Here is a 24,362-nt window from a genome sequence, read left to right as displayed (position 1 = left end):
ATCAGCCCATCATCGTTTCGCGATAGTGCTTCGCCACGTCGCCCGGCGTCGCCTGCCACACGTTGCCGAAGCGCTCGACGCGGCGCAGCGCCTCGTCGAGATACTTGATGCGATGCGCCATGCCCATCAGCCAGGGATGGATCGACAGGTTGAACACCTGGCCGCCCTCGTGATGCAGCAGCTCGAAAGCGTCGCCCACGATGTCGGGATAGCGCGTGGTGTTGATGCGCCGCAGCCAGAGCTGCTGCACGTCGTCCCATTCCGGCTGGTTCGGCAGCGAGACGAACTTGGCGCCGTCGCCGACATGCATCGCATAGGGCTGGTCGTCGTTGGGCCAGTCGAGGACATAGTCGAGGCCCGCCTCGGCCAGCAGCTTCGGCGTACGCTGGCTCTCGCCATATTCCTGGCCGAGCCAGCCCTTGGGCGCCGCGCCGGTTGCCTTCTCGATGGCCGCGATCGAGGTCGCGATCTCTTCCTTCTCCTCCGCCTCGCTCATCTTCGAGCTGATGATGCGGTTGGCCGAGACGCCGTGGCCGATGATCTCGTAGTTCCGCTTGCGGAACTGCTCCATCAGGAAGGGATAGCGTTCGGCCGCCATCGCATTGACGGCCACGCCGGCCCGGATCTGGTAGCGGTCGAGCACGTCGAGCACGCGGAAAATGCCGGTGCGGTTGCCGTATTCGCGCTGCGTCCAGGTGCGGTAGTCGGGATGGTAGGTGCCGAACTCGCCGGTGAAGCGGCTATCCCTCACCACGCCGTCGGGCGGCAGCAGCTCGTAATATTCGAGATGGAGCACGACGTAAAAGGCGACGCGGGCGTTGCGCGGCCAGTTGAGCTTCGGCCGCTTCGGATAGGGGGCGTAGTCGTACCAGGGATTGTCCATCCCGGCGGGCAGCGGCGGCGGGTTCTTGGGAACGGTGCTCATGTCACGCCTCCTTCCCGAGATGCTGCTGATAGGGTTTCAGCCCGTTCGCGACATACCAGTCGAGGATCTCCTCGGCGGTGCAGACCCAGGCATCCTTGTGCTGGCGGATATAGGACAGCGCCCGGTCGAGATGCTTCAGCCGGTGCGGTGCGCCCATCATGTAGGGATGCAGCGCAAGGCACATGACGCGGCCGTTCTCGCCGCCCTCGCGATACACCGTGTCGAAATGGTCGATGATCATCTGCGCGAATTCCTCGGCCTCGACCGGCTGGCGGTAGATCATCGCGTCGTTGAGATCCATCGAATAGGGCACGTGGATGAGCGGGCCGTGCTTGGTGGCGAGAGGTGTCGGCTGGTCGTCGTGATAGAAGTCGCAGAAGTAATCGAGACCGGCTTCCTTCACGAGATCGGGCGTGTTCAGCGTGTTGGAGACCGCCGGCGAGAACCAGCCGCGCAGCTTGCGGCCGGTGAGCCGCAGATGGGTCGCCTTGCTGTGCTCGATGACCTCGCGCTCTTCCTGTTCGCTGTAGCCCCAGTGATAGCGCGTGTTGAAGTAGCCGTGGCTCATATATTCCCAGCGGCGCGCTTCCATCGCCTCGAGGATCTCGGGATACATCTCGATCACCGACATCGAGAGCGAGACGGTGCAGCGGATGCTGTGCTTGTCCAACACCTCGAACATGCGCCACAGGCCGACCCGGTTGCCGTAGTCGCGGCCGCCATAGCCCAGCACATCGGGATGCGGCACGCGCGGCCACGGGTTGCGCACGCGGACCTCTGCAGGGAGGTATTCGTAGTGCTCGATGTTGGGGCAGACCCAGACCGCGACGCGGGCATTGTTGGGCCAGGAGAGCTTCGGTCGTTCGACGATGGGGGAATAGCCGAATCGATAGGGGTCCATCCGGGCACTTTCTTTCTTGGGTTGGCATGCCGAGTGCAACACGTGTTGCGTTGTACTTCAACGCCCAGCATCCTGTTCGCATGGCGGATAACGTTCGGTTCACCCTCAATGACAGGCACGTGGAGATCGTCGGCGTTCCGCCGATGACGACCCTGCTCGACTGGCTGCGCGATCAACGCGGCCTGCGTGGCACCAAGGAGGGCTGCGCGGAAGGCGATTGCGGCGCCTGCACCGTGGTGCTGGAACGCGAAGGCCGCCGCGACGCGGTCAATTCCTGCATCGTCCTTTTGGGCCAGCTCGACGGCCAGTCGGTGCGCACGGTCGAGGGGCTGAAGGGCGCCGACGGCGGGCCGCATCCGGTCCAGACGGCGATGGCAGAAGCCGATGCCACTCAATGCGGCTTCTGCACGCCCGGCTTCGTCATGTCGGCGCTGGCCCATGCGAGCAACGGCGGCACGGCCGACCCCGAAGCAATCCACGAAGCGCTGGCGGGCAATCTCTGCCGCTGCACCGGCTACCGGCCGATCGTCGAGGCGATGACCCGGATCGCCGGCCTCGCCGTCGAGCCGCCGCCCGCACCCTCTCCCGTAGCGCCGCGAACGACGTCGATTGCCTTCGATGGCGCCTTCTTCGCGCCGCGAAGCCTCAAGGAGCTCCTGGCCCTGCGCGTCGCCCATCCCGAAGCGCTGCTGCTGGCCGGCGGTACCGATCTCGGCCTGCTGGCCAGCCGCGAGCGCAAGCCGCCGAAGGCGGTGATCCATCTCGTGCACGTGCCTGAACTGGCCGCGATCTCTGCGACCGCGGACAAGATCACGATCGGCGCCGCAGCCACCTATGAAGCCGCTGCGCCGACCCTGATCGAAGCCTTTCCCGCCCTTCGACCCTATCTCTCGCGGCTGGGATCGAGACAGATCCGCAACATGGGCACCATCGGCGGCAATATCGGCACGGCCTCGCCGATCGGCGACATGCCGCCGGTTCTGCTGGCGCTGGAAGCCAGCCTGACGCTGGTGTCGAAGCGGGGCACCCGCGAAATCCCGCTCGACGCTTTCTTCCTCGACTATCGCAAGACGGCGCTGGCGCCCGACGAGATCATGCTGAGCCTCTCGATGCCGCGCCTGTGGGAGGGCGAGACCTTCCACTGCGACAAGGTGAGCAAGCGTCGCGACCAGGACATCTCGACCGTCGCCGGTGCCTACCGCGTGCGCATCCGTAACGGCAGGATCGAGGATGCGCGGCTGGCGTTCGGCGGCATGGCGGCAACCCCGCGCCGCGCTCCCGCGGCCGAGGCGGCCCTGCTGACGGACGGGTTTGCGGCCGCGATTGCCGCCATCGAGAAGGACTTCAAACCGCTCGACGACTGGCGCGGCTCGGCCGCCTATCGCCTGCAGATCGCGGCCAACCTGCTGCGACGGTTGGAACTGCGCCTCGCCGAGCCGGGGCGCGTGCTGGAGGTCGAGGCGCTGTGAGCGGCAAGGTCCATACGGCGCAGCGTCACGACAGCGCCCTGAAGCACGTCACAGGGCAGGCGCTCTATATCGATGACATGCCCGAGCCGCCGGGTACCTTGCACGGCGCCCTGGTCCTGAGCCGGATCGCGTGCGGCAAGCTCGTGCGGCTCGACACAGCCTCTGCCGCTTCGATGCCGGGCGTGGTGGCGGTGCTGGGGCCGCAAGACATTCCTGGCCGGAACGACATCGCGGCCATCGGCAAGAACGAGCCGCTGTTCGCCGTCGACCGGATCGAGTTTGCCGGCCAGACCCTGGCGATGGTCGTTGCCGAGAGCCTCGACGCCGCGCGGGCGGCCGCCGAAAAGGTCGTGGTGGAGATCGAGGCCGAGGAGCCGGTCCTCGACATTGCGACGGCACTGGCCCGCAAGTCCTACGTGCAGGCGCCGGCCACGATCGTGCGCGGCGAGCCGGAGGCGGCGCTGGCCGGCGCGCCGCATCGGCTCACGGCCGAATTCAGCGTCGGCGGGCAGGAGCATTTCTACCTCGAGGGCCAGATCGCCGTCGCGCTGCCCGGCGAGGACGGCGACATCACCGTCCATTCCTCGACCCAGCATCCGACCGAGGTCCAGCATGTCTGCGCCCGGCTGCTGGGCTGCGACTTCAACCGGGTGACGGTGGTGGTGCGCCGCCTGGGCGGCGGCTTCGGCGGCAAGGAGAGCAACGCCTCCTGGGTGGCGGCCGCGGCGGCCGTCGCGGCGGGCCATACCGGCCGGCCGGTGAAGCTGCGGCTGCCGCGCGAGGTCGACATGCTGACGACCGGCAAGCGCCATGGTTTCGACTATCGCTACACGGTGGGCTTCGACGACGAGGGCCGCGTGCTGGCGCTCGACGCCGTGCTGGCGGCCGATGCCGGCTGGAGTCTCGACATGACTCCCGGTGTCGTGACGCGGGCGCTCACCCATACGGACAACGCCTACTGGATCCCGCACTTCCGGGCCGTCGGCTATGCCTGCCGCACCAACAAGCAGTCGAACACGGCGTTCCGCGGCTTCGGCGGGCCGCAGGGCGTCGTGGTGATGGAGGATGCGCTCGACCGGATCGCGCTTCATCTCGGGCACGATCCCGTCGACGTGCGCGCGCTCAACTTCTATGCCGAGGGCCGGGACGAGACGCCTTACGGTCAGAAGGTCGACGAGAATCATCTGGAGCGCTGCTGGGCCGAAGTGAAGGCCGGCGGCGAGATCGAGCGGCGGCGCGCCGAGATCGATGCCTTCAACGCGGCGAACCCGGTGCTGAAGCGCGGGCTGGGACTCTTCCCGCTGAAGTTCGGCATCTCCTTCAACCTGCCGCACATGAACCAGGCCGGCGCGCTGGTGCATGTCTATACCGACGGCTCGATTCGCCTGAACCATGGCGGCACCGAGATGGGCCAGGGGCTGTTCATCAAGGTGGCCCAGGTGGTAGCCGAGGTCTTCAAGGTCGATGTCGAGCGCATCCGGCCCTCCGCCACCTCGACCGCCGAGGTGCCCAACACCTCGCCGACCGCGGCCTCGACGGGCTCGGACCTCAACGGCTGGGCGGCGTGGGACGCGGCGAACACGATCCGCAGCCGCATGGTGGCCTTTGCCGCCGAGCATTTCGGCGTGGCCGAATCCGACATCGAATTCGCCGATGGCAACGTGCGCATCGCCAGGCCCGGCAGTAATCAGGTGCTAAGCTTCGGCGAGCTCGCCAAGCTCTGCTGGCTGGGTCGCGTCTCGCTCTCCGCGACCGGCTACTACAAGACGCCGAAGATCCATTGGGATCCCGTCGCGATGCATGGCCGGCCGTTCTTCTATTTCTCCTTTGGCGCGGCGATGGCGGAAGTCGCGATCGACACGCTGACCGGCGAGAGCCGCGTGCTGCGCGCCGATCTCGTCCAGGATTGCGGCGAATCGCTCAATCCCGCCATCGACCTCGGGCAAATCGAGGGTGCCTTCGTGCAGGGGCAGGGCTGGCTCACCTGCGAGGAACTGTGGTGGGACGCCAAAGGCCGGCTGCGCACGGCGGGACCGTCGACCTACAAGATCCCCGGCAGCCGCGACGTGCCGCCGGTGTTCAATGTCAGGCTGCTCGACAATGCGCCGTCGCGCGAGGCGACGATCTTCCGCTCCAAGGCGGTCGGCGAGCCGCCGCTGATGCTGGCGACCGCGGTGTGGACGGCGCTCAAGGATGCGATCGGCGCGGTGGGCGAACGCAAGGTGCCGGTACGGCTCGACGCGCCGGCTACGCCCGAGCGCGTGCTCGCGGCGGTCGAGCAGGTTCGGCGGGAGACCCGAACAGCCGCTCCATGAGCTGGACCAGCGTGCGGTCCATCTCGCGACGCGCGGTCTTCTCGTCCCCGGCTTCGGCGACCCACAGAGCGGCTTCGTTGAAGGCGCCCGACAGGAGGAACGTGACCGGCTCGACGCCGAGGCCCGGATTCGGACGCGCCGCCAGCACCGCCGCCACGCCCTCGCGCAGTGAGCGCAGCCCGTGCGGCGCATCGAGCTCGCGCCAGCGATGCCAGCCCAGGACGGCGGGCGCATCGATCAGGTAGATGCGGCGCACGGCGGGATCGAGACAGGCATCGAGGAAGGCGCGCGTGCCCTCGATCAACGCCTGCAGCGGGTCGCCCGCGGGCTCCGCCCTCTTGTCGATCGCCGCCGCGATCTCACTCGCCACCTCCTCGACGATGGCCTCGAACACGGCCCGCTTGTCCTTGAAGTGATAATAGAGCGCGCCGCGCGTCACCTTGGCCCGCTGCACGATCTCCTCGGTCGCCGCCGCGTCGTAGCCGGAGGCGGCGAAGATCAGCCGCGCTTCCCGCAGCAGCGTGGCGCGCGTGACGGCCAACCGCTCCGCCTGGGTCCGGGGTCTTGACATACATACAACCTGTATCTAAATCGCCAGCATACCGATTGTAGGTAAATGGCCACAGAGGAGAGAGCAATGCAGCTCAGGGAGTTCTACACCGTGCTCTGCACCGACGACGTCGCCGGCACCGCTTCCTTCTGGGAAAAGAATTTCGGTTTCCGCCGCGCCTTCGAGGTCGACTGGTACGTCCACCTGACCGGCACGGACTCGGACAAGGCGAACCTCGCCATCCTCGACTATCGCCACGAGACGATCCCCGCGCCGTTCCGCAAGAAGGCGTCGGGCGTGCTGGTGAACGTCGAGGTGGACGATGTCGATGCGCTCTATGCCAGGGCGCAGGCGGCTGGACTGAAGATTCATCTTCCGCTGCGCGACGAGCCGTTCGGCCAGCGGCACTTCATCACCGAGGATCCCAACGGCATCGCCATCGACGTGATCAAGCCGATTCCGCCCAGCGCGGAGTTCGCCCAGCAATACGCGCCGGACTCGCTGCCCCGCTGATCGATGGATATGGTGTCGCCCGATTTTGAAACTTTCGGGAGGACAAGATGGACGTACGTATGGATGGCCGCGTGGCCGTGATCACCGGCGCGAGCACGGGCCTGGGCCTCGCCATGGCCAAGGAGTTCGCGGCGTCGGGCGCGTCGGTGGCCCTGCTGGCGCGCAAGCAGGACGCGCTGACTGCGGCCAAGGCCGAGGTGCAGAAGGCTGCGGGCAAGGCCAACATCAAGATCGAGGCCTATTCCTGCGACGTCGCGAAGGCCGCGCCCATCGCCGATACGTTCAAGAAGATCGAGGCCGAGTTCGGCAAGGTCGACATCGTCGTGAACAATGCCGGCATCAGCCACGCCAAGTCGTTCGAGACCGTGACCGACGAGGACTGGCAGGGCGACCTCGACCTCAAGCTGTTCGCCGCCATCCGTCTCAGCCGCGCGGCGATCCCCGGCATGCGCGAGCGCAAGTGGGGCCGCATCGTCAACGTGCTGAACATCGGCGCCAAGGCGCCGACCGCCAACTCGACGCCGACCAGCGTCAGCCGCGCGGCGGGCCTGGCGCTCACCAAGGCGATGAGCCAGGAACTCGCCAAGGACAACATCCTCGTCAACGCGATGCTGGTGGGCCTGATCGAGAGCGACCAGTGGCAGCGCCGCCACAAGGGGCCGGCCGGGGAGGGCAAGACCTACGAGGAGTTCCTGGCCGGCATGGCCAAGGGCCGCATCCCGCTCGGCCGCATGGGCAAGGCCGAGGAATTCGCCCGCATGGCCTGCTTCCTCTGCTCGGATGCCGGCTCCTTCATCACCGGCGTCGCCATCAACGTCGACGGCGGCGCAAGCCCGGTGGTCTAGGAAGCGACAATCAGCACCAACCTCATGCTGAGGAGGCTGCGCAGCAGCCGTCTCGAAGCATGGGCACGAGCACTGCGCCTGTTGCCCATCCTTCGAGACGCACGCCTACGGCGTGCTCCTCAGGATGAGGTGGTGCGGGTGAACTCGCAGCGCAAAGTTTAGCGCCGGTTGCCTGCTGGCGTCACGTTCCAGCGGCGGCGCAGCTCGTCGAGGTCGTGCTCGACCCAGTCCCAGACGCTCCACTTCGGGTCGAACAGGTCGGCCGTCATCTCGGCGCCGCGTGCCCAGGCGTGCCAGAACTCGTCGGGATCGAGGCCGCCCTTGCCGGCGTGGCCCACGTCGTTCAGCTGCTCGCCGAAGTGAAAGAAGAAGATCACCGGCAGGATGTGGCCGCTCATCGGATTGATCGGATGCATCCCGGCCGTGAAGGTCGAGACCAGCAGCTCGCCTCGCGCGCTGGTGTCGTAGCCCGAGATCACGTGCGTCGAATCGTGCGCCGTGCCGAAGGCGGCGTTGAGCGCCGCCGGATCGCCCGGAAAGGGATAGAAATTCGTCTTGTCGAAGTCCCACAGCGCCTTGCCGAAGCTGTTCTGCGGCAGACGGCCCAGCGCCTCGTAGCGCGCGAGCAGGGCGGGATCGGCGTTGGTGCCGGCATAGGGCCGGATCCAGGTGTTGGGATCGAGGCCCTCTGAGGAGCGGCTGAGCACGCTGTCGAAGTTCTTGCGCCACATGTCGGCGGCGGCCCAGGCGAGATGGCCCGAGGCCGCTTCGACGAGGTCGGTGAGATAGTCGGCCTCGATGTCTAGGGCGCGGGAGTATTCGAGCACGCGCCTCAGCTTACCGCGATCGAGTGTGCCGTCGACCATCGCCATGACGGCGAGATACTTCACCGCCTCTTCCGCCAGCACGCGTTCCGTCAACGCCGCGACGAGGTCGGCTGGTTCGACCGGCGGCAGGGTGCCGAGGTCGACGAGATCGCGGCGGCGCAGCAGATAATGGCCGGCCGCCAGGAGGCTCGCCGTGTCGGCGTAACTGAGCGCACGCCCGCCGGCCAGCGCCACCTGGCGCATGGCCCCGAGAATGGCGTCGCTCTCGCGACGGCCGACGGCGCGCACGCTCTCTAGCGCAGCGGCTCGAGGATGCTCACATAGTTGGCGACGGCGGCGCCGCCCATGTTGAACACGCCGCCGAGTTTGGCGTTCGGCAGTTGCAGCCCTTCCGGCGCGGTGCCCGAGAGCTGCATCGCCGACATCACGTGCATGCTGACGCCGGTGGCGCCGACCGGATGGCCCTTGGCCTTGAGGCCGCCCGAGACGTTGACCGGCAGCTTGCCGTCGCGCTCGACCCAGCCTTCGTGGATGGCGCGCTCGCCTTCGCCCGGCGCCGTCAATCCCATCGCCTCGTACTCGATCAGCTCGGCGGAGGTGAAGCAGTCGTGACTCTCGACGAAGGAGAGGTCGAGCAGGTCGAGATGCGCGGACTTCAGCGCCCGCTGCCAGGCGAGCTGCGGTCCCTCGAACTTGATGATGTCGCGGCGGCTCATCGGCAGGAAGTCGTTGACGTGCTCGGCGGCGCGGAAGGCGATCGCCTGCTTCATGCCGAGCGCCGTGCCGACGTCGGTCAGGATCACCGCCGCGGCGCCGTCGGTGACGGGCGAGCAGTCGGTGCGCTTCAGCGGGCCGGCGACGAACGGGTTCTTGTCCGACGGCGTGCGGCAGAACTCGTAGGCGAACTCCTTCTGGAAGTGCGCATAAGGGTTCTTGGCGCCGTTCTTGTGGGCCTTGACCGCGATCTTGGCGAGCGCGTCGGACTTGTCGCCATAGCGCTGGAAGTAGGCCGAAGTGATCTTGCCGAAGATACCGGCGAAGCCCGCCTCGATGGTCGCTTCCTCGGCGACGTAGGAAGCCTTGATCAGGACTTCGCCTGCCTGCGTGGAGTTGAGTTCGGTCATCTTCTCGACGCCGACGACCAGCACGAAGCGCGCCTTGCCGGCGGCCAGGGTGTTGAGGCCCATATGGATCGCCGCCGAGCCGGTGGCGCAGGCATTCTCGACCCGGGTCGAGGGCTTGAAGCGCAGGTCGGGATGGGCCTGCAGCGCCAGGGAGGAGTGGAATTCCTGCCGCACGAACCCGCCGTTCATGTTGCCGACGTAGATCACGTCGACGTCTTTCGGCTCGATGCCAGCATGGGCGATCGCCTCGGACGCCGCCTTGACGATCAGCGACTCGCTGGTCTCGCCATCGAGCTTGCCGAATTTGCCGTGGGACCAGCCAACGATGCACGCGGTCATGGAATGTCTCCTTGGTTCGTGGCGGCGACCCTAGACGCGGCCGTAGGGCCGGTCGAGAGGGCGCCATTATGTGCATATACACTTATATGCCGGACCGGATCGCGCAAGAGGGCGATGCAGGAGCCTCCGCACGGTCAGCGCGGCGCCCAAATTCCGCCGCGCGGCGGGTATTGACTGCATCCCTCAACCGGAGCCTCACTGGTACATGGCCGACCTTCCGCCTCCCGAGCGTTCGACCCCCGCGCAGTCCACGCCGCGCTGGCCCTGGATCATGGGCGGGCTGCTGGGCGGATTCTTCCTGCTCGCGGCCGGGCTGGGGCTGGGCTGGTACCTGTTCTACCGGCCGATCGTGAACGTGGCTGTCCAGCTGCCGGCGCCGCCGGCGCCCCCCGCACCTGCCGGACCCGCCGCGCAGGTCAAGGCGCTCGAGGAGCAGATCGAGAAGCAGAAGCTCGCGAACAAGCAGATCGAAGACCAGATCGCCACTTTGAAGGACCGTCTGCGCGCCGATGTCTGCACGGCGAAGGACCCGGCCGGCAAAGCGCCGCCGGCCTCGACGCCCGCGCCGGCCGGCCAGAAGACCTGATTCGAAGACCAGAACGTAACAAAAGAACGGTTGCTCATTACAGGAGCTAGCCTCAGTCTGCCCGAGATATGAAAAATCGGGGCGGGAGAGCGTGAGGCTGGCTGTAACTCGATGGCGGGGAGCGGCGTCGGCGGCCACCTTGGCCCTGTTGACGGCCGCCTGCGACCTTAAGCACGCAGCCGTTCTCGACCCCAAGGGGCCGGTCGCGCTCGCCGAGCGGAATCTCCTGTTCGACGCCTTCTGCGTGATGATGCTCGTGATCGTTCCGATCATCGTCCTCACCCTGTGGTTCGCCTGGAGGTATCGCGCCTCCAACACCAACGCCAAGTACGCGCCGACCTGGGCCAATTCGGTCAGGATCGACGCCCTCACCTGGCTGATCCCCGCCGTCATCGTCATCGCCGTCGCGGTGCTGCTGTGGCGCAGCACTCACCGGCTCGATCCCTACCGTCCGCTGGAATCGAAGGAAGCACCGTTCGACGTGCAGGTCGTGGCGCAGGACTGGAAGTGGCTGTTCATCTATCCCGAGCAGGGGATCGCCGTCGTGAACCAGCTCGTCTTCCCGGCCGGCCGTCCGGTCAGCCTGCGCATCACCTCCGACACGGTGATGAACTCCTTCTACGTGCCGCAGCTCGCCGGTCAGATCTACGCCATGGCCGGCATGCAGACCCGGCTGCAGATGCTGGCCGACCAGCCCGGCACCTTCGTTGGCCGCAACAGCCAGTACAGCGGGGGCGGCTACTCGGACCAGCATTTCGAGGTCCAGGCGATGAGCCAGGCCGATTTCGACGCCTGGGTGGCCCGCGCCAAGCAGGGTGGCACGCGGCTGGACGCCACGACCTACCCGGCGCTGGCTGCCAAGAGCCGCGCCAACCCGATCACCTACTATTCGGCGATCGAGCCCAAGCTGTTCGATTCGATCATCGACAAATACAGGCACAGCGGCCACGCGCACTCCGCGCCGGTCCGGAGATAGCGGATGTTCGGCAAACTGACGATCGAGGCCCTGCCGTTCTACAGCCCCATCGCCGCGGGCGGCGCCCTCGTCACCGTGGGCGGCGCGCTGCTGGTGGCCATCGTGCTCACCTGGCTCAAGGCCTGGAAGTATCTGTGGACCGACTGGCTGACCAGCGTCGACCACAAGCGCATCGGCGTCATGTACGTCGTGCTGGCGCTGATCATGCTGCTGCGCGGCTTCGTCGACGCCATCATGATGCGTACCCAGCAGGCGATGGCGCTGAACGGCGGCGGCTACCTGCCGCCCGAGCATTTCGACCAGATCTTCAGCTCGCACGGCACCATCATGATCTTCTTCATGGCGATGCCGTTCATGACGGGGTTGATCAACATCATCGTGCCGCTGCAGATCGGCACGCGGGACGTGGCCTTCCCGTGGCTGAACGCCGTCAGCCTGTGGCTGAGCGCGGCCGGCGCGGCGCTGGTCATGGTCTCGCTGGTGATCGGCAAGTTCTCGACCGCGGGCTGGACCGGCTATCCGCCCTATTCGGGCATCGAGTACAATCCCGGCGTCGGCGTCGACTACTGGATCTGGGCCATCCTGATCAGCGGTGTCGGCTCGACCATGTCGGGCATCAACTTCATCGTGACGATCCTGAAGCGCCGCGCGCCGGGCATGACCCTGATGCGCATGACGCCCTTCGTCTGGACCGCGCTGGTCGCCTCGGTCCTGATGGCCTTCGCCTTCCCGGCCATCACCGTGGCCTGCGGCCTGCTCGCCCTCGACCGCCTCGCCGGCATGCACTTCTTCACGAATGCGCATGGCGGCAACATGATGAACTACGTCAACCTGTTCTGGATCTGGGGCCATCCGGAGGTCTACATCCTGATCCTGCCGGCCTTCGGCATCTTCTCCGAGGTCGTGTCGACCTTCTCGCGCAAGCGCCTGTTCGGCTATGAATCGCTGGTCTATGCAACGGCGGCGATCGGCGTGCTGTCCTTCACCGTCTGGCTGCACCATTTCTTCACCATGGGCTCCAGTGCCGGCGTCAATGCCTTCTTCGGCGTCATGACGATGATCATCGCCGTGCCCACCGGCGTGAAGGTGTTCAACTGGCTGCTGACCATGTATCGCGGCCGCATCGACTTCCACCCGTCGATGATGTGGAGCATCGGCTTCATGGTGACGTTCGTGATCGGCGGCATGACCGGCGTGCTGCTGGCCATCCCGCCGGCCGACTTCCTGATGCACAACACGACCTTCCTGGTCGCGCACTTCCACAACATGATCATCCCGGGCGTGCTGTTTGGCTACCTCGCCGGCTACATGTACTGGTTCCCAAAGGTTTTCGGCTTCGCCTTCCACCGCGGCTGGGGTCTCGGCGCCTTCTGGTGCTGGATCATCGGCTTCTACCTCGCCTTCATGCCGCTCTACCTGCTCGGCCTGAAGGGCATGCCGCGCCGCATGGAGACCTACAACGACCCGACCTGGCAGCCCTACCTGCTGGTCGCCATGTCGGGCGCCGTGATCGTCCTGTGCGGCATCGGCTGCATGGTGATGCAGCTCTACGTCTCGATCCGCGACCGCAACAAGACGCGCGACCTCACCGGCGATCCGTTCAACGGCCGCACCCTGGAATGGTCCACGTCCTCGCCGCCGCCGCCGTACAATTTCGCGGTGCTCCCGACGGTGGGTGACCGCGAGGCCTTCCTCGAGATGAAGGAGAAGGGCACCGCCTATCAGCGGCCGGCCGCCTACGAGGCGATCCGCATTCCCTCGAATACGCCGATCGGCGTGATCCTGGGCGCCTTCGGCTTCGTCCTGGGCTTCGCCATGGTCTGGCACATCTGGTGGCTGGTCCTGGCGTCCGGCCTCGTCATGTTCGCCGCCGTGGTCGTGCGCTCCTCCAACGACGATCAGGAGTTCACCATGTCCGCGGCCGAGGTGAAGGCCATCGAGGACGAGCGCTTTCGCGTCATGGGGAGCCGGCCATGAGCGTCGCCCCCATGAGTGAGCACGAGCGGGAAGAGATCGAGGTCCACGAGCAGCGGGCGCTGGGCTTCTGGCTCTACCTGATGGGCGATGCCGTGATCTTCGCCCTGCTGTTCGCGACCTACGCCATCATGATCCCCGGCACCGCCGGCGGTCCGACGGGCAAGCAGCTCTTCGAGCTCGATAATGCCGCCATCGAGACGGCCCTGCTGCTGGTCTCCAGCATGACCTTCGGCTTCGCCAGCCTCCAGGTGAAGGCGGGCAATCGCGGCGCCGTGCTGGCGTGGCTGGCGATCACCTTCCTGCTGGGCGCGGGCTTCGTGTTCCTGGAGGTGCGCGAGTTCGCCGGTATGATCGCCAAGGGCGCCGGCCCGGATCGCAGCGGCTTTCTCTCGGCCTTCTTCACGCTGGTGGGCACGCACGGCGTGCACGTCACCATGGGCCTGATCTGGATCGTGGTCCTCGGTGCCCAGGTCGCGCTGAAGGGTCTCTCGATGCCGGTCGCCTCGCGACTGCACCGGCTGGGCCTCTTCTGGCACTTCCTCGACATCGCCTGGGTCGGCATCTTCTCCATCGTCTACCTGCCGGGATTGCTGTGATGGAACGTCCGGAAACCTCGCACGGGCTGCGCTCCTACCTGATCGGCTTCGTGCTGGCGGTCGTCCTGAGCGCCGTTCCGTTCTGGCTGGTCTACACGCACGCTCTGCCGCCGCAGCGCACGCTGCTCGTCATCGGCATCGCCGCGGTGCTGCAGGTGCTGGTCCACCTGCGCTTCTTCCTGCACATCAACTTCACCACGACGCCGCGCGAGAACATCCTGGCGCTGGTCTTCACCTGCCTTCTGCTGTTCATCATGGTGGGCGGCAGCTTCTGGATCATGTTCGACCTGCACAGCCGCATGCTGCTCTAGCCGGCGGCGCCCGCCATGGCACAAGCCAAATCGAAGATGACGCCGATCCTGTTGTGGGAGTGGATCCTGGTCCTCTCGCCCATACCGGTGATGGTGCTCGCCTATGTCGTCCTGGCGAACACGGCGCTGGCGGAGGGAGCGGTCGGCTTCACCGAGAAGACCCTCGACGGTCTGTGTGCCGCGGGCCTGCCGGCCTTCTGGTGCCGGCTCGCCAAGCCCGCGACCTTGCTCACGGCCGTCCAGTTCCTGAGCTTTCTCTGGTTCGTGGCGATGTCCGCCTACCTGTTCTGGACGGTGCGCTTTGCGCCCTACGCCAAGCCGGCGAACTACGTGCCCGGCGCCGCCTCGTTCTTCGAGATGGCGAGCTGGGCGGTGATCTGGCTGTTCATGCTGATCGGCGGCCAGGTCTTTCCCTATCGCGGCGCGGCGCTGGCGGAGCCCAGCCTGCTGTTCGGCATGCTGGGCCTCAGCCTCGGCCTGTTGTCGCTGCGCATGCTGGCGGTCAGCCTGAGGTTCCGGCACTAGGGCCGTCGCTTCGTCCGGCGCTAGAACGACTTGGCGATGCCGAGGATGACGCGGCTGGCGCAGTTCTGGGTGCCGAGGCAGTCCTGAACGCTGAGGTTGGTGCCGGTGTAGACGGCGGAGAGGTCGAATCCGTAGACGGAGACGACGAGGCCGAGCTGCCAGTCCCAGTAGTTGTCATTGGGGATGCCGTAGTTGGCGAAGCGCTCGACATACTGGTTGCCGATGGTGCCGAAGGCCTTGAACGCCACGTTGTCGTTGACGTGGAGGAACGGCATGGGAACGGTAAGCGAGGCCCACTTGTACCAGGCGTTGCCGGAGTTGGCGAAGAAGTTGGGGCTGTAGCGGACGGCCGCGCTGAGTTGGGCGACGCCGAAGTCGTAGCCGGCGACGAGGCCGAACTCATTGAAGTCGTAGAACAGGTTCGAGGGGGCGCTGAGGTAGTTGTAGCGGATGTAGCCCAGGTCGAAGGTGAGCTTGTCGTCCATGAGCTTGAGCTTGAGACCGGTGAGCAGGTCGATCTCGGCGGTGGTGCCGGTGCCGGGGAAGTTCACGTTGGAGCCCCAGGCGCCGACATAGGCGCTGAGCGGGACCTTTTCGCTGACGGTGGGGGTCTCGTAGCCGAGCGACGCCTGGATGGCGATCTGGCGCTGGGTCTGCGAGATGCCGCGATAAGAATAGTCGTTGAGGACGGCGAAGCCGGCGGTGAAGTTGCCGCCGAACGGAGCCTTCCAGGTCTCCTTCTCGGGTGCCGCCTCAGTCGCCGCATTCGGCGTACCCTGAGCCGTCTGCTGATCCTGCGTGACCGTCATGGTCTGCGGATCTGTCGTGCCCTGCGCGTATGAAGCACTCGACACGGTCATCGCAATCATCGAGATCAAGCTTCTGCCGATCATCTTTTATCTCCCCTGATGTCGGCCGCACAGAACGCCTTCCAGGCCTAGGAAATCCAGAAGAGTGGCAAGGGAAACCCATAGGATTCCCATAAAGACGGAAGCGACTGCCGGCGGCAGAGGGGTCTCTTCATGAAGCTGTTCAGGGACCTGAGGGTCACGCGCCGCAAATTCCTATGAATTTCCTATGCGAGCGGCGCGCCCGCCGGCTCGAATTCCTATGGCTGGAACGCCTTCTATGCGGCCGAAGGAGACTTCCATGCTCGACATCCTGTTCTTCGGCGGCGGACTCGTCCTGTTCTGCCTCCTGATCGCCTACGAACGCCTGTGCCACAGGCTGTGAGGCGATCATGACGTTCGATTACCTGCTCGGCGGCGGCCTTGCCGCCCTTTTGCTCGTCTATCTGACGGTCGCGCTGGCGCGGCCGGAGAAATTCTGAGGCGGTCATGACTCTCAACGGCTGGGCGCAGATCGCGCTCTTCTGCGGCCTCGTGCTGCTGCTCACGCGGCCACTTGGCGGCTATCTCGACAATGTCATGGCGGGGCGGCGTACCCTGCTGTCGCCGGTGCTGCTGCCGGTCGAGCGCGGCTTCTATCGACTGGCCGGCATCGACCCGGCGGAAGAACAGAGCTGGTGGGTCTATGCCCGCGCCATGGTGGTCTTCCACATCGTCGGCTTCGCCTTCCTGTACCTGCTGCTGCGCTTGCAGGACCTGCTGCCGCTCAATCCGCAGGGCATGTCCGCCGTACCGCCCGACCTCGCGGGCAACACCGCCGTGAGCTTCCTGACCAACACCAATTGGCAGAGCTACGGCGGCGAGACGACCATGAGCTATCTCTCGCAGATGGCGGGCCTCTCGGTGCAGAACTTCCTGAGCGCCGCCACCGGCATCGCGTTGGCCGTGGCCCTGGTGCGCGGCTTTGCGCGCGCCGAATCCAAGGGCATCGGCAACTTCTGGGCCGATATAGTGCGCGCCACGCTCTACGTGCTGCTGCCCTTCTGCCTGCTGCTGACGGTCTTCTATGTCTGGCAGGGCGTGCCGCAGAACCTGTCGTCCTATGTCGAGGCGACCACGCTCGAGGGCGCCAAGCAGACCATCGCGCAGGGGCCGGTGGCCTCGCAGCTTGCCATCAAGATGCTGGGCACCAATGGCGGCGGCTTCTTCAACGCCAACTCCGCGCATCCCTATGAGAATCCGACGGCGCTCTCGAACCTGGTGCAGATGCTGTCGATCTTCGTGATCGGTGCGGCGCTCACCAACCTGTTCGGCCGTGCCGTCGGCGACGAGCGCCAGGGCTGGGCGATCCTGGCCGCCATGAGCGTGCTGTTCCTGGCCGGCGTGGTCGTCTGCTACTGGGCCGAGGCCGGCGGCAATCCGCTGATCGGGGCGCTCGGCGTCGACAATGCGGCCGGCAACATGGAAGGCAAGGAGGTGCGCTTCGGTGCTCCGCTCTCCGCCTTGTTCGCCGTGATCACCACGGCCGCCTCGTGCGGTGCGGTGAACGCCATGCTCGACAGTTTCATGCCGCTCGGCGGTATGGTCCCGCTCGTCAACATGCTGCTGGGTGAGATCATCATCGGCGGCGTCGGCGCGGGCCTCTACGGCATGCTGCTGTTCGCCATCCTGGCGATCTTCCTGGCGGGCCTGATGGTCGGCCGCACGCCGGAGTATGTCGGCAAGAAGATCGAGGCGCGTGAGGTGAAGTTCACCATGCTCGCCATCCTCTGCGTCCCGCTGGCGGTGCTGGGCTTCACGGCGCTGGCCGCCGTCGTCCCGGCCGGCCTCGCCGGTCCGGCCAACGCAGGCCCGCATGGCTTCAGCGAGATCTTCTATGCCTATACGTCGGCGGCGGCGAACAACGGCAGCGCCTTCGGCGGCCTGACCGCCAACACCGTCTACTACAACGGCACGCTCGCCGTCGCGATGATGGTCGGCCGCTTCGCCATCATCATCCCGATGCTGGCCGTCGCCGGGTCGCTCGCCGCCAAGCGCAAGGCCGCGATCTCGGCCGGTACCTTCCCGACCCATGGCGGGCTGTTCGTCGGCCTGCTGGTCGGCGCCGTGCTGATCGTGGGCGGTCTCACCTTCCTGCCGGCCTTGGCCCTCGGCCCCATCGCGGAGCATTTCGCTCTGCTGGCCGGCTCGCTGTTCTAACGAGGCGTCATCATGAGTAAACGTGACAAGTCGCAGTCGCTCCTCGACCCCGCGATCCTGAAACCGGCACTGCTGGACAGCTTCGCCAAGCTCGACCCGCGCGAGCTGGTGAAGAACCCGGTGATGTTCACCGTCGAGATGGTCGCGCTGGCCGCCACCGTCCTCACCGTGCGTGATCTGGTGACCGGAGTGGCCGGGAGCGGCTTCCAGATCCAGATCGTGCTCTGGCTGTGGGTGACGGTGCTGTTTGCCACCTTTGCCGAGGCCGTCGCCGAGGGTCGTGGCAAGGCCCAGGCCGACACGCTGCGCCGTATGCGCAGCGAGACCATGGCCAAGGTGCTGCTGGGCGTCGGCGACACGTTCGAGCCGCGGCGCGCGCACACCTTGAAGGTTGGCGAGAAGGTGCTGGTCGAAGCTGGCGACCTGGTGCCGGGCGACGGCGAGATCATCGAAGGCGTGGCGACGATCGACGAATCGGCCATCACCGGCGAGTCCGCGCCGGTGATCCGCGAGGCCGGCGGCGACCGCTCGGCCGTGACGGGCGGCACGCGCGTCCTGTCGGACCGGATCAAGGTCCGCATCACCGCGGAGGAGGGATCGAGCTTCCTCGATCGCATGATCGCCCTGGTCGAGGGTGCCGCGCGCCAGAAGACTCCCAACGAGCTGGCGCTCAGCGTCCTGCTGGCCGGCCTCACGCTGATCTTCGTGCTGGCGGTCGTGACCATCCCGAGCTTCGCGACCTATGCCGGCGGCGCGGTTTCCGTCGTCGTGCTGATCGCGCTGTTCGTCACCCTGATCCCGACGACCATCGGCGCCTTGCTGTCGGCCATCGGCATCGCCGGCATGAACCGGCTGGTGCGCTTCAACGTGCTGGCGACCTCCGGCCGTGCCGTGGAGGCGGCGGGCGACGTCGATACGCTGCTGCTCGACAAGACCGGCACCATCACGCTCGGCAACCGCCACGCCACGCAGTTCATCCCGGTGACGGGCGTGACCGAGGACGAGGTGGCGCGGGTGGCTCAGCTGGCCAGCCTGGCCGACGAGACTCCGGAAGGCCGCTCGATCGTCGTGCTGGCCAAGGAGAAGTACGGCCTGCGTGGTGTCGACGTGGCCGAGCTGCACGGGCAGTTCGTGCCCTTCACGGCGCAGACCCGCATGAGCGGCGTCGACCATGAAGGCGCGGTCATCCGCAAGGGCGCCGTCGAGTCGGTGATCGAGCATGCGCGCTCGCTCGGCATCACGCCGCCGGTCGAAGAGGTGAACCGAATCGCCACGACCATCGCCAAGGAGGGCGGCACGCCGCTCGGCGTGTCGCGCAACGGCCGAATCCTGGGCGTCGTCTACCTGAAGGACATCGTGAAGGGCGGCATCCGCGAGCGCTTCGCGGAGCTGCGCGCCATGGGCATCCGCACCGTGATGATCACCGGCGACAATCCGCAGACGGCGGCCGCGATCGCCGCCGAAGCCGGCGTCGACGATTTCCTCGCGCAGGCGACGCCGGAAGCCAAGCTGCGCCTGATCCGCGAGGAGCAGGCCAAGGGCAAGTTGGTGGCGATGTGCGGCGACGGCACCAACGACGCGCCTGCGCTCGCCCAGGCCGATGTCGGCGTCGCCATGCAGACCGGCACCAATGCCGCACGCGAGGCCGGCAACATGGTCGATCTCGACAGCGACCCGACCAAGCTCATCGAAATCGTGGCCATCGGCAAGCAGCTGCTGATGACGCGCGGCGCGCTCACCACCTTCTCGATCGCCAACGACGTGGCGAAGTACTTCGCCATCATTCCGGCGATGTTCATCGCCTTCTACCCGCAGCTCGGCGTGCTGAACGTCATGGGACTGGCGACGCCGCAGAGCGCCATTCTCTCGGCGATCATCTTCAATGCGCTGATCATCGTGGCGCTGATCCCGCTGGCGCTGCGCGGCGTGCAGTACCGCCCGAGCGGTGCCGCTTCGCTGCTCCGGCGCAACCTGCTGATCTATGGAATAGGCGGCCTGGTCGTCCCCTTCGTCGGCATCAAGCTGATCGACGTTGTGGTCGCGGCCACCGGCCTCGCCTGAAGGAGACAATCATGCTTCGTCATTTCCGTGCTTCGCTCGTCATGCTGGTCCTGATGACCGTCCTGCTGGGAATCGCCTATCCGCTCGCCATGGTGGGCGTTGCCGGTGCGGCCTTTCCCGGCCAGGCCGGCGGCTCGCTCCTCCAGAAGGACGGCAAGGTCGTGGGCTCGAGCCTGATCGGCCAGTCCTTCACCGGCGAGACCTATTTCCACAGCCGCCCCTCGGCGACAACCGATACCGATCCGGCCGATTCGACCAAGACCGTCGCCGCGCCCTACAACGCGGCCAACTCGGCCGGCTCGAACCTCGGCCCGACCTCCAAGGCCCTGGTCGACCGGGTCAAGGAGGACGCCGACAAGCTCGGCAACGGCGTGCCGGTCGATCTCGTCACGACCTCGGGGAGCGGCCTCGATCCGCACCTCTCGCCGGAGGGGGCGACCTGGCAGGTTGCGCGCGTCGCCAAGGCGCGGGGGCTGCCGGAAGCCGAGGTGCGGACGCTGGTGGCGCAGCATACCGAAGGCCGCATGTACGGGCTGCTGGGCGAGCCGCGGGTCAACGTGCTGCAGCTCAATCTCGCCCTCGACGCGCTGCCCAAGCGGTGACAATGATCCGGCTGCATGCCCACCGCCGTTGACGATCTGCGGCCCTCGCCCGACGCGCTCCTGAAGGCGGCGGAGAAGGAGTCGCGCGGCAAGCACAAGATCTTCCTCGGCGCCGCGCCCGGCGTCGGCAAGACCTGGGAGATGCTGTCGGCTGCCCACCGTCGGGTCCGCGAAGGGATCGACGTGGTGGTCGGCGTCGTCGAGACGCATGGCCGGGTCGAAACCGAGGCGCAGCTCAAGGGACTCGAGATCCTGCCGCGCCGCTCGGTCGACTATCGCGGCCGCACGATCGGAGAGATGGATCTCGACGCCGTCCTGAAGCGGCGGCCGGCCCTGGTCCTGGTCGATGAGCTCGCTCACACCAATGCCGAAGGCAGCCGACACCCCAAGCGCTACCTCGACGTCGAGGAGCTGCTGGCGGCCGGCATCGACGTCTATTCGACCCTGAACGTCCAGCATATCGAGAGCTTGAACGATGTGGTCGCCCGCATCACGCGCATCCGCGTGCGCGAGACCGTGCCGGACCATGTCGTCGATGCCGCCGACGAGGTCGAGCTGATCGATCTGACGCCGGCCGACCTGATTGCGCGGCTGGCCGAGGGCAAGGTTTATGTCCGCGACCAGGCGCAGCGCGCGCTCCGCCATTACTTCTCGCCCGGCAATCTGACGGCGCTGCGTGAACTGGCGCTCCGGCGCACCGCCCTGCGCGTCGACGAGCAGATGCGCAGCTACATGCGTGAACATGCCATCGCCGGTCCCTGGGCGGCGGGCGAGCGGGTGATCGTCTGCCTCGATCCCGGGCCGGGGGCGGCCAACGCCGTGCGGGCCGCCAAGCGCAGCGCCGACGCGCTCGATGCCGAGCTGATCGCGCTCTATGTCGAGACCGACCGGCACGCCACGCTCTCGGAAGCCGAACATGCGCGCCTGGCCGAGGCCCAGCGTCTGGCAGCCCGGCTGGGGGCGGAGGTCGTCACCTTGCCCGGCCGCTCGGTCGTCGAGGAGATCGTGGCCTTCGCGCGCTCGCGGAATGCCACGCGCGTCGTGGTCGGCAAGTCGCGGCGGTCGCGCTGGTTCGAGCTGCGCCACGGCTCGGTGGTCGACGAGCTGGTGCGCTCGGGGTCGGGCCTTGCCGTCGAGGTGGCGCCCTCGGCCGATGGAGAGCAGAAGTCCGGCCCACGCGATTGGCTGCGCGACGTGCCGCTGACGTCGGGGCCCTATCTCGAGGGCAGCCTGGCGACGGCCGTGGCAACCGTTGCCGGCGTGCTGATCGATCGCCTGATCGTGCTGCCCAACATCTCGCTGGTCTACGTGCTTCCGGTGCTGTTCTCCGCCGCACGCCACGGGCTGGTGCCGTCGCTCTGGGTGTCGGCACTCAGCGTCGCCTGCTTCAACTTCTTCTTCCTGCCGCCCCTCTACCAGTTCACGATCGCCGACCCGGCCAACGTGATGGCGCTCTTCCTGTTCGTCGTCGTGGCGGTGATCGCGAGCGCGCTGGCGGCCAGGACGCGCACGCAGACGGAATCGGCGCGTCGCGAGGCACGCACCACCGCCGGGCTCTACGCCTTCAGCCGCAAGATCGCGGGTGTCGTCGAGCTCTACGATCTCCTGTGGATCGTGGTTTCGCATCTGGCGCGCCTGCTGCAGGCCGAGATCGTGGTGCTGATGCCGGAGGAAGGCCAGCTCACGACCCGGGCGGCCTTCCCTCCCGACGGGGCACTGAGCGACGCCGATCTCGCCGCTGCGCGCTGGTCCTGGGATGCCGACCGGCCCGCGGGCCGCGGGACCGACACCCTACCGGGGGGGCGCTGGCTGTTCGTGCCGATCCGCACCAGCCGTTCGGCGATTGCCGTGATCGGCGTGCTGCCGAACAAGGAGGGCCACGAGCTCTCGGCGGGCGAACGCCGCCTGCTCGAGGCCGTCGGAAACCAGGCGGCCGTGGCCATCGAGCGCGTGACGCTTGCGGAAGACATCGACCAGGCGCGGCTGGGGGCGGAGCGCGAGCGGCTGCGCTCGGCGATGCTGACCTCGGTCTCGCACGATCTGCGCACGCCGCTCGCCTCGATCATTGGATCCCTGTCCAGCCTGCGCAGCTTCGGGGCGCGTTACGATGCTGCGGCACGCGAAGAACTGCTGGCGACGGCACAGGGCGAGGCCGAGCGACTCGACCGCTTCGTCGGCAACCTGCTCGACATGACGCGGCTGGATGCCGGCGCTGTCGTGCCCCGGCGTGAGGCCGTCGAAGTGGGCGACCTGATCTCGACCGCGCTGCGTCGCGCCGCGCCGCTGTTGGCCGGCCACGAGGTCGGCAGCATCGTGCCGCCAGCGCTGCCTGCCCTGCCGCTCGACTTCGTGCTGGCCGAGCAGGCCCTGTTCAACCTGCTCGACAATGCCGCCAAGTATTCCCCGCCCGGCGGCCGTCTCTCGGTGGAGGCCAGGCTCGCCGGATCGAGGGTCGAGATCATCGTGCGCGACGAGGGGCCGGGCATCGCCGAGGCCGACCTCGAACGCATCTTCGAGAAGTTCTATCGCGCCGAGTCGGGGGATCGGCGCCGTGCCGGCACGGGACTGGGGCTTGCCATCGCCCGCGGTTTGGTCGAAGCCATGGGGGGCACGCTCACGGCGCGCAATCGAAACACTCGAAACGAACCCGGCGGTGCGGAATTCGTGATGGAGTTTCCGGTTTCTCAAAATGACGGCTGACGGCGCCACCATCCTGATCGTCGAGGACGAGCCGCCGATCCGTCGGCTGCTGCGCACGACCCTGGCGGCGCACGACTACCGTGTCCTGGAAGCCGGAACGGGCGCCGAGGCCCTGCAGGCGATGCGGCACCACCGGCCGGATCTGGTGTTGCTCGATCTCGGCCTGCCCGATCGCGACGGGCTCGAGCTGATCGCCGACATCCGCAAGCTGGCGCCGGTGCCCATCGTCGTGTTGTCGGGCCGCGGCGACGAGTCGGCCAAGGTGGCGGCCCTCGATTCCGGCGCCGACGACTACGTCACCAAGCCATTCGGTGCCGAGGAGTTGATGGCGCGCCTGCGCGCGGCGCTGCGTCACCGGCTGCAGCAGCAGGGCGCGGACCGGTCTTTTTCCAGCGGCACGCTCAAGGTCGATCTGGTGCGCCGGCTGGTCGAGCGCGACGGCGAGGCGGTGAAGCTGTCGCCCAAGGAATACGACATCCTCGAACAGCTCGCGATCCATGCCGGCAAGGTGCTGACCCATCGCCACCTGCTGCGCGAAGTGTGGCGCGATGAGGCGGTCGATCCGCAATATCTGAGGGTCTATATCCGCCAGCTTCGCCAGAAGATCGAGACCGATCCGGCCTCGCCGCAGCACGTCCTCACCGAGCCTGGGGTTGGCTACCGGCTGGTCTGAAGACGAGCCGGCCCGCCCTGTGATCGAACGAAACCACGTCGAGACCCGCGCTAGCCGCGCGATCGCGGACGGCGGAAAGTCCTGTGCGGCAGACGCACTCCGTGCCTTCCACGATCACGCGGCCGCTCGCTCCGGTACGGCGGCGCGCGGCCTGCAGCGCCTCGCAGAGTTCGTCTTCGCTGGCGACGTCGACGATCCAGGCGAGGTCGGTGGCTTCACCGTCCGGCGCGACCGTGTCCGGACGCAGGCTCCGTACGCATGCGCAGCCGCGACGCATGAGGGCGAGAAGGAGCGGCAGGGTGTGATGGCCGATGACGGCGACGCTTGCCGTCGGCGGCAGGTGCGCGACCGCCATGACTTGATCGACGAGGGCTCCCGACGGGTCGTCGGGAGCAGAAGACGGGATGTCGAGCATGCAAATTTCCTCCGGGACGCCTCCGATATGGCGGAGGGTCCCGTAGGAATTCGAGAGGGCTGGACACGAGCCGGCATAGCCCCGG

Annotated in this window: 23 protein-coding genes; 16 read left to right on the top strand and 7 right to left on the bottom strand. The window is 67.0% G+C overall.

Features of this window, described 5'->3' with window-relative positions:
* Position 1: 1 nt before the first annotated feature.
* Together ACQY78_RS13760 and ACQY78_RS13755 are read right to left on the bottom strand one after the other, a co-directional pair.
* On the bottom strand, positions 2-925 hold the full coding sequence (locus ACQY78_RS13760; RefSeq protein ID WP_428686244.1) for a polysaccharide deacetylase family protein: 924 nt from the start codon (positions 923-925) through the stop codon (positions 2-4).
* Position 926: 1 nt separating this feature from the next.
* Positions 927-1,826: a polysaccharide deacetylase family protein gene (locus tag ACQY78_RS13755; RefSeq protein ID WP_428686243.1), complete on the bottom strand. Its 900-nt coding sequence runs from the start codon at positions 1,824-1,826 to the stop codon at positions 927-929.
* An 80-nt stretch (positions 1,827-1,906) separates the two neighbouring features.
* On the opposite strand from ACQY78_RS13755, the gene xdhA reads away from it, so the two are divergent.
* Both xdhA and xdhB read left to right on the top strand, forming a co-directional pair.
* On the top strand, positions 1,907-3,295 hold the full coding sequence (gene xdhA / locus ACQY78_RS13750; protein ID WP_428686242.1) for a xanthine dehydrogenase small subunit: 1,389 nt from the start codon (positions 1,907-1,909) through the stop codon (positions 3,293-3,295).
* Positions 3,292-5,610: a xanthine dehydrogenase molybdopterin binding subunit gene (gene xdhB / locus ACQY78_RS13745; RefSeq protein WP_428686241.1), complete on the top strand. Its 2,319-nt coding sequence runs from the start codon at positions 3,292-3,294 to the stop codon at positions 5,608-5,610. Before xdhA ends, xdhB begins: the two co-directional genes overlap by 4 nt.
* Here the strand turns inward: xdhB and ACQY78_RS13740 are convergent.
* A complete protein-coding gene (locus tag ACQY78_RS13740) occupies positions 5,543-6,181 on the bottom strand; it encodes a TetR family transcriptional regulator (protein ID WP_428686240.1) in 639 nt (212 codons plus the stop codon). The two genes, xdhB and ACQY78_RS13740, sit on opposite strands and share 68 nt — an antisense overlap.
* A gap of 66 nt (positions 6,182-6,247) precedes the next feature.
* On the opposite strand from ACQY78_RS13740, the gene ACQY78_RS13735 reads away from it, so the two are divergent.
* Positions 6,248-6,673 carry a VOC family protein gene (locus ACQY78_RS13735; RefSeq protein ID WP_428686239.1) on the top strand — a complete coding sequence of 142 codons (426 nt, stop codon included), beginning with the start codon at positions 6,248-6,250 and terminating at the stop codon, positions 6,671-6,673.
* A 47-nt stretch (positions 6,674-6,720) separates the two neighbouring features.
* Positions 6,721-7,518: an SDR family NAD(P)-dependent oxidoreductase gene (locus ACQY78_RS13730; RefSeq protein WP_428686238.1), complete on the top strand. Its 798-nt coding sequence runs from the start codon at positions 6,721-6,723 to the stop codon at positions 7,516-7,518.
* A gap of 158 nt (positions 7,519-7,676) precedes the next feature.
* On the opposite strand, the gene ACQY78_RS13725 is transcribed toward ACQY78_RS13730, so the two are convergent.
* Both ACQY78_RS13725 and ACQY78_RS13720 read right to left on the bottom strand, forming a co-directional pair.
* Positions 7,677-8,633, bottom strand: a complete 957-nt coding sequence (locus ACQY78_RS13725; RefSeq protein ID WP_428686237.1) for a hypothetical protein — start codon at positions 8,631-8,633, stop codon at positions 7,677-7,679.
* A 5-nt stretch (positions 8,634-8,638) separates the two neighbouring features.
* On the bottom strand, positions 8,639-9,808 hold the full coding sequence (locus ACQY78_RS13720) for an acetyl-CoA acetyltransferase (protein ID WP_428686236.1): 1,170 nt from the start codon (positions 9,806-9,808) through the stop codon (positions 8,639-8,641).
* A gap of 205 nt (positions 9,809-10,013) precedes the next feature.
* Here ACQY78_RS13720 and ACQY78_RS13715 point away from each other — a divergent pair, with 205 nt between their 5' ends.
* The 6 genes from ACQY78_RS13715 (at position 10,014) to ACQY78_RS13690 (ending at position 14,779) form a co-directional block, all read left to right on the top strand.
* Complete coding sequence (locus ACQY78_RS13715; RefSeq protein ID WP_428686235.1) at positions 10,014-10,394, top strand: hypothetical protein; 381 nt, start codon at positions 10,014-10,016, stop codon at positions 10,392-10,394.
* Between the two features lie 139 nt (positions 10,395-10,533).
* On the top strand, positions 10,534-11,370 hold the full coding sequence (cyoA, locus tag ACQY78_RS13710) for a ubiquinol oxidase subunit II (protein WP_428686234.1): 837 nt from the start codon (positions 10,534-10,536) through the stop codon (positions 11,368-11,370).
* Positions 11,371-11,373: 3 nt separating this feature from the next.
* Positions 11,374-13,347, top strand: coding sequence for a cytochrome o ubiquinol oxidase subunit I (gene cyoB, locus ACQY78_RS13705; protein WP_428686233.1), 1,974 nt, complete (start codon positions 11,374-11,376; stop codon positions 13,345-13,347).
* Entirely contained in the window at positions 13,344-13,943 is a 600-nt protein-coding gene (gene cyoC, locus ACQY78_RS13700; protein ID WP_428686232.1) for a cytochrome o ubiquinol oxidase subunit III, read from the top strand. The genes cyoB and cyoC overlap by 4 nt, the downstream gene beginning before the upstream one ends.
* On the top strand, positions 13,943-14,254 hold the full coding sequence (gene cyoD, locus ACQY78_RS13695; protein WP_428686231.1) for a cytochrome o ubiquinol oxidase subunit IV: 312 nt from the start codon (positions 13,943-13,945) through the stop codon (positions 14,252-14,254). The genes cyoC and cyoD overlap by 1 nt, the downstream gene beginning before the upstream one ends.
* A gap of 15 nt (positions 14,255-14,269) precedes the next feature.
* Complete coding sequence (locus tag ACQY78_RS13690; RefSeq protein WP_428686230.1) at positions 14,270-14,779, top strand: hypothetical protein; 510 nt, start codon at positions 14,270-14,272, stop codon at positions 14,777-14,779.
* 20 nt (positions 14,780-14,799) lie between these two features.
* Here ACQY78_RS13690 and ACQY78_RS13685 read toward each other — a convergent pair whose 3' ends face one another.
* Entirely contained in the window at positions 14,800-15,672 is an 873-nt protein-coding gene (locus tag ACQY78_RS13685; protein ID WP_428686229.1) for a TorF family putative porin, read from the bottom strand.
* A gap of 347 nt (positions 15,673-16,019) precedes the next feature.
* On the opposite strand from ACQY78_RS13685, the gene ACQY78_RS13680 reads away from it, so the two are divergent.
* The 6 genes from ACQY78_RS13680 to ACQY78_RS13655 are packed head-to-tail and all read left to right on the top strand — an operon-like array spanning position 16,020 to position 23,862.
* Complete coding sequence (locus tag ACQY78_RS13680) at positions 16,020-16,109, top strand: potassium-transporting ATPase subunit F (RefSeq protein WP_425068251.1); 90 nt, start codon at positions 16,020-16,022, stop codon at positions 16,107-16,109.
* Between the two features lie 7 nt (positions 16,110-16,116).
* The gene (gene kdpA, locus ACQY78_RS13675) at positions 16,117-17,826 is read left to right on the top strand and encodes a potassium-transporting ATPase subunit KdpA (protein WP_428686228.1); all 1,710 of its coding nucleotides are present in this window, start codon (positions 16,117-16,119) and stop codon (positions 17,824-17,826) included.
* A gap of 12 nt (positions 17,827-17,838) precedes the next feature.
* Complete coding sequence (gene kdpB / locus ACQY78_RS13670) at positions 17,839-19,887, top strand: potassium-transporting ATPase subunit KdpB (protein WP_428686227.1); 2,049 nt, start codon at positions 17,839-17,841, stop codon at positions 19,885-19,887.
* Between the two features lie 11 nt (positions 19,888-19,898).
* Complete coding sequence (gene kdpC, locus ACQY78_RS13665; RefSeq protein ID WP_428686226.1) at positions 19,899-20,489, top strand: potassium-transporting ATPase subunit KdpC; 591 nt, start codon at positions 19,899-19,901, stop codon at positions 20,487-20,489.
* 15 nt (positions 20,490-20,504) lie between these two features.
* Positions 20,505-23,189 carry an ATP-binding protein gene (locus ACQY78_RS13660; RefSeq protein ID WP_428686225.1) on the top strand — a complete coding sequence of 895 codons (2,685 nt, stop codon included), beginning with the start codon at positions 20,505-20,507 and terminating at the stop codon, positions 23,187-23,189.
* Complete coding sequence (locus ACQY78_RS13655; RefSeq protein WP_428686224.1) at positions 23,179-23,862, top strand: response regulator; 684 nt, start codon at positions 23,179-23,181, stop codon at positions 23,860-23,862. Before ACQY78_RS13660 ends, ACQY78_RS13655 begins: the two co-directional genes overlap by 11 nt.
* Here the strand turns inward: ACQY78_RS13655 and ACQY78_RS13650 are convergent.
* The gene (locus tag ACQY78_RS13650; protein ID WP_428686223.1) at positions 23,828-24,277 is read right to left on the bottom strand and encodes a hypothetical protein; all 450 of its coding nucleotides are present in this window, start codon (positions 24,275-24,277) and stop codon (positions 23,828-23,830) included. The genes ACQY78_RS13655 and ACQY78_RS13650 overlap by 35 nt on opposite strands.
* Positions 24,278-24,362: the final 85 nt, after the last annotated feature.

The organism is Reyranella sp. (assembly GCF_965279625.1).
In the GTDB taxonomy this organism is placed as follows: Bacteria; Pseudomonadota; Alphaproteobacteria; order Reyranellales; family Reyranellaceae; genus Reyranella.
This window is presented reverse-complemented; position numbering and strand designations above follow the sequence as displayed.

Coding starts and splice junctions, on each gene's coding strand:
- ACQY78_RS13650 (WP_428686223.1), bottom strand. CDS start 24,277: ATGCTCGACATCCCGTCTTCTGCTCCCGACGACCCGTCGGGAGCCCTC.
- ACQY78_RS13735 (WP_428686239.1), top strand. CDS start 6,248: ATGCAGCTCAGGGAGTTCTACACCGTGCTCTGCACCGACGACGTCGCC.
- ACQY78_RS13730 (WP_428686238.1), top strand. CDS start 6,721: ATGGACGTACGTATGGATGGCCGCGTGGCCGTGATCACCGGCGCGAGC.
- ACQY78_RS13715 (WP_428686235.1), top strand. CDS start 10,014: ATGGCCGACCTTCCGCCTCCCGAGCGTTCGACCCCCGCGCAGTCCACG.
- ACQY78_RS13690 (WP_428686230.1), top strand. CDS start 14,270: ATGGCACAAGCCAAATCGAAGATGACGCCGATCCTGTTGTGGGAGTGG.
- kdpC (WP_428686226.1), top strand. CDS start 19,899: ATGCTTCGTCATTTCCGTGCTTCGCTCGTCATGCTGGTCCTGATGACC.
- kdpB (WP_428686227.1), top strand. CDS start 17,839: ATGAGTAAACGTGACAAGTCGCAGTCGCTCCTCGACCCCGCGATCCTG.
- ACQY78_RS13685 (WP_428686229.1), bottom strand. CDS start 15,672: ATGATCGGCAGAAGCTTGATCTCGATGATTGCGATGACCGTGTCGAGT.
- cyoD (WP_428686231.1), top strand. CDS start 13,943: ATGGAACGTCCGGAAACCTCGCACGGGCTGCGCTCCTACCTGATCGGC.
- ACQY78_RS13660 (WP_428686225.1), top strand. CDS start 20,505: ATGCCCACCGCCGTTGACGATCTGCGGCCCTCGCCCGACGCGCTCCTG.
- ACQY78_RS13740 (WP_428686240.1), bottom strand. CDS start 6,181: ATGTCAAGACCCCGGACCCAGGCGGAGCGGTTGGCCGTCACGCGCGCC.
- kdpA (WP_428686228.1), top strand. CDS start 16,117: ATGACTCTCAACGGCTGGGCGCAGATCGCGCTCTTCTGCGGCCTCGTG.
- ACQY78_RS13720 (WP_428686236.1), bottom strand. CDS start 9,808: ATGACCGCGTGCATCGTTGGCTGGTCCCACGGCAAATTCGGCAAGCTC.
- ACQY78_RS13760 (WP_428686244.1), bottom strand. CDS start 925: ATGAGCACCGTTCCCAAGAACCCGCCGCCGCTGCCCGCCGGGATGGAC.
- cyoB (WP_428686233.1), top strand. CDS start 11,374: ATGTTCGGCAAACTGACGATCGAGGCCCTGCCGTTCTACAGCCCCATC.
- cyoC (WP_428686232.1), top strand. CDS start 13,344: ATGAGCGTCGCCCCCATGAGTGAGCACGAGCGGGAAGAGATCGAGGTC.
- ACQY78_RS13755 (WP_428686243.1), bottom strand. CDS start 1,826: ATGGACCCCTATCGATTCGGCTATTCCCCCATCGTCGAACGACCGAAG.
- ACQY78_RS13680 (WP_425068251.1), top strand. CDS start 16,020: ATGACGTTCGATTACCTGCTCGGCGGCGGCCTTGCCGCCCTTTTGCTC.
- ACQY78_RS13655 (WP_428686224.1), top strand. CDS start 23,179: ATGACGGCTGACGGCGCCACCATCCTGATCGTCGAGGACGAGCCGCCG.
- xdhA (WP_428686242.1), top strand. CDS start 1,907: ATGGCGGATAACGTTCGGTTCACCCTCAATGACAGGCACGTGGAGATC.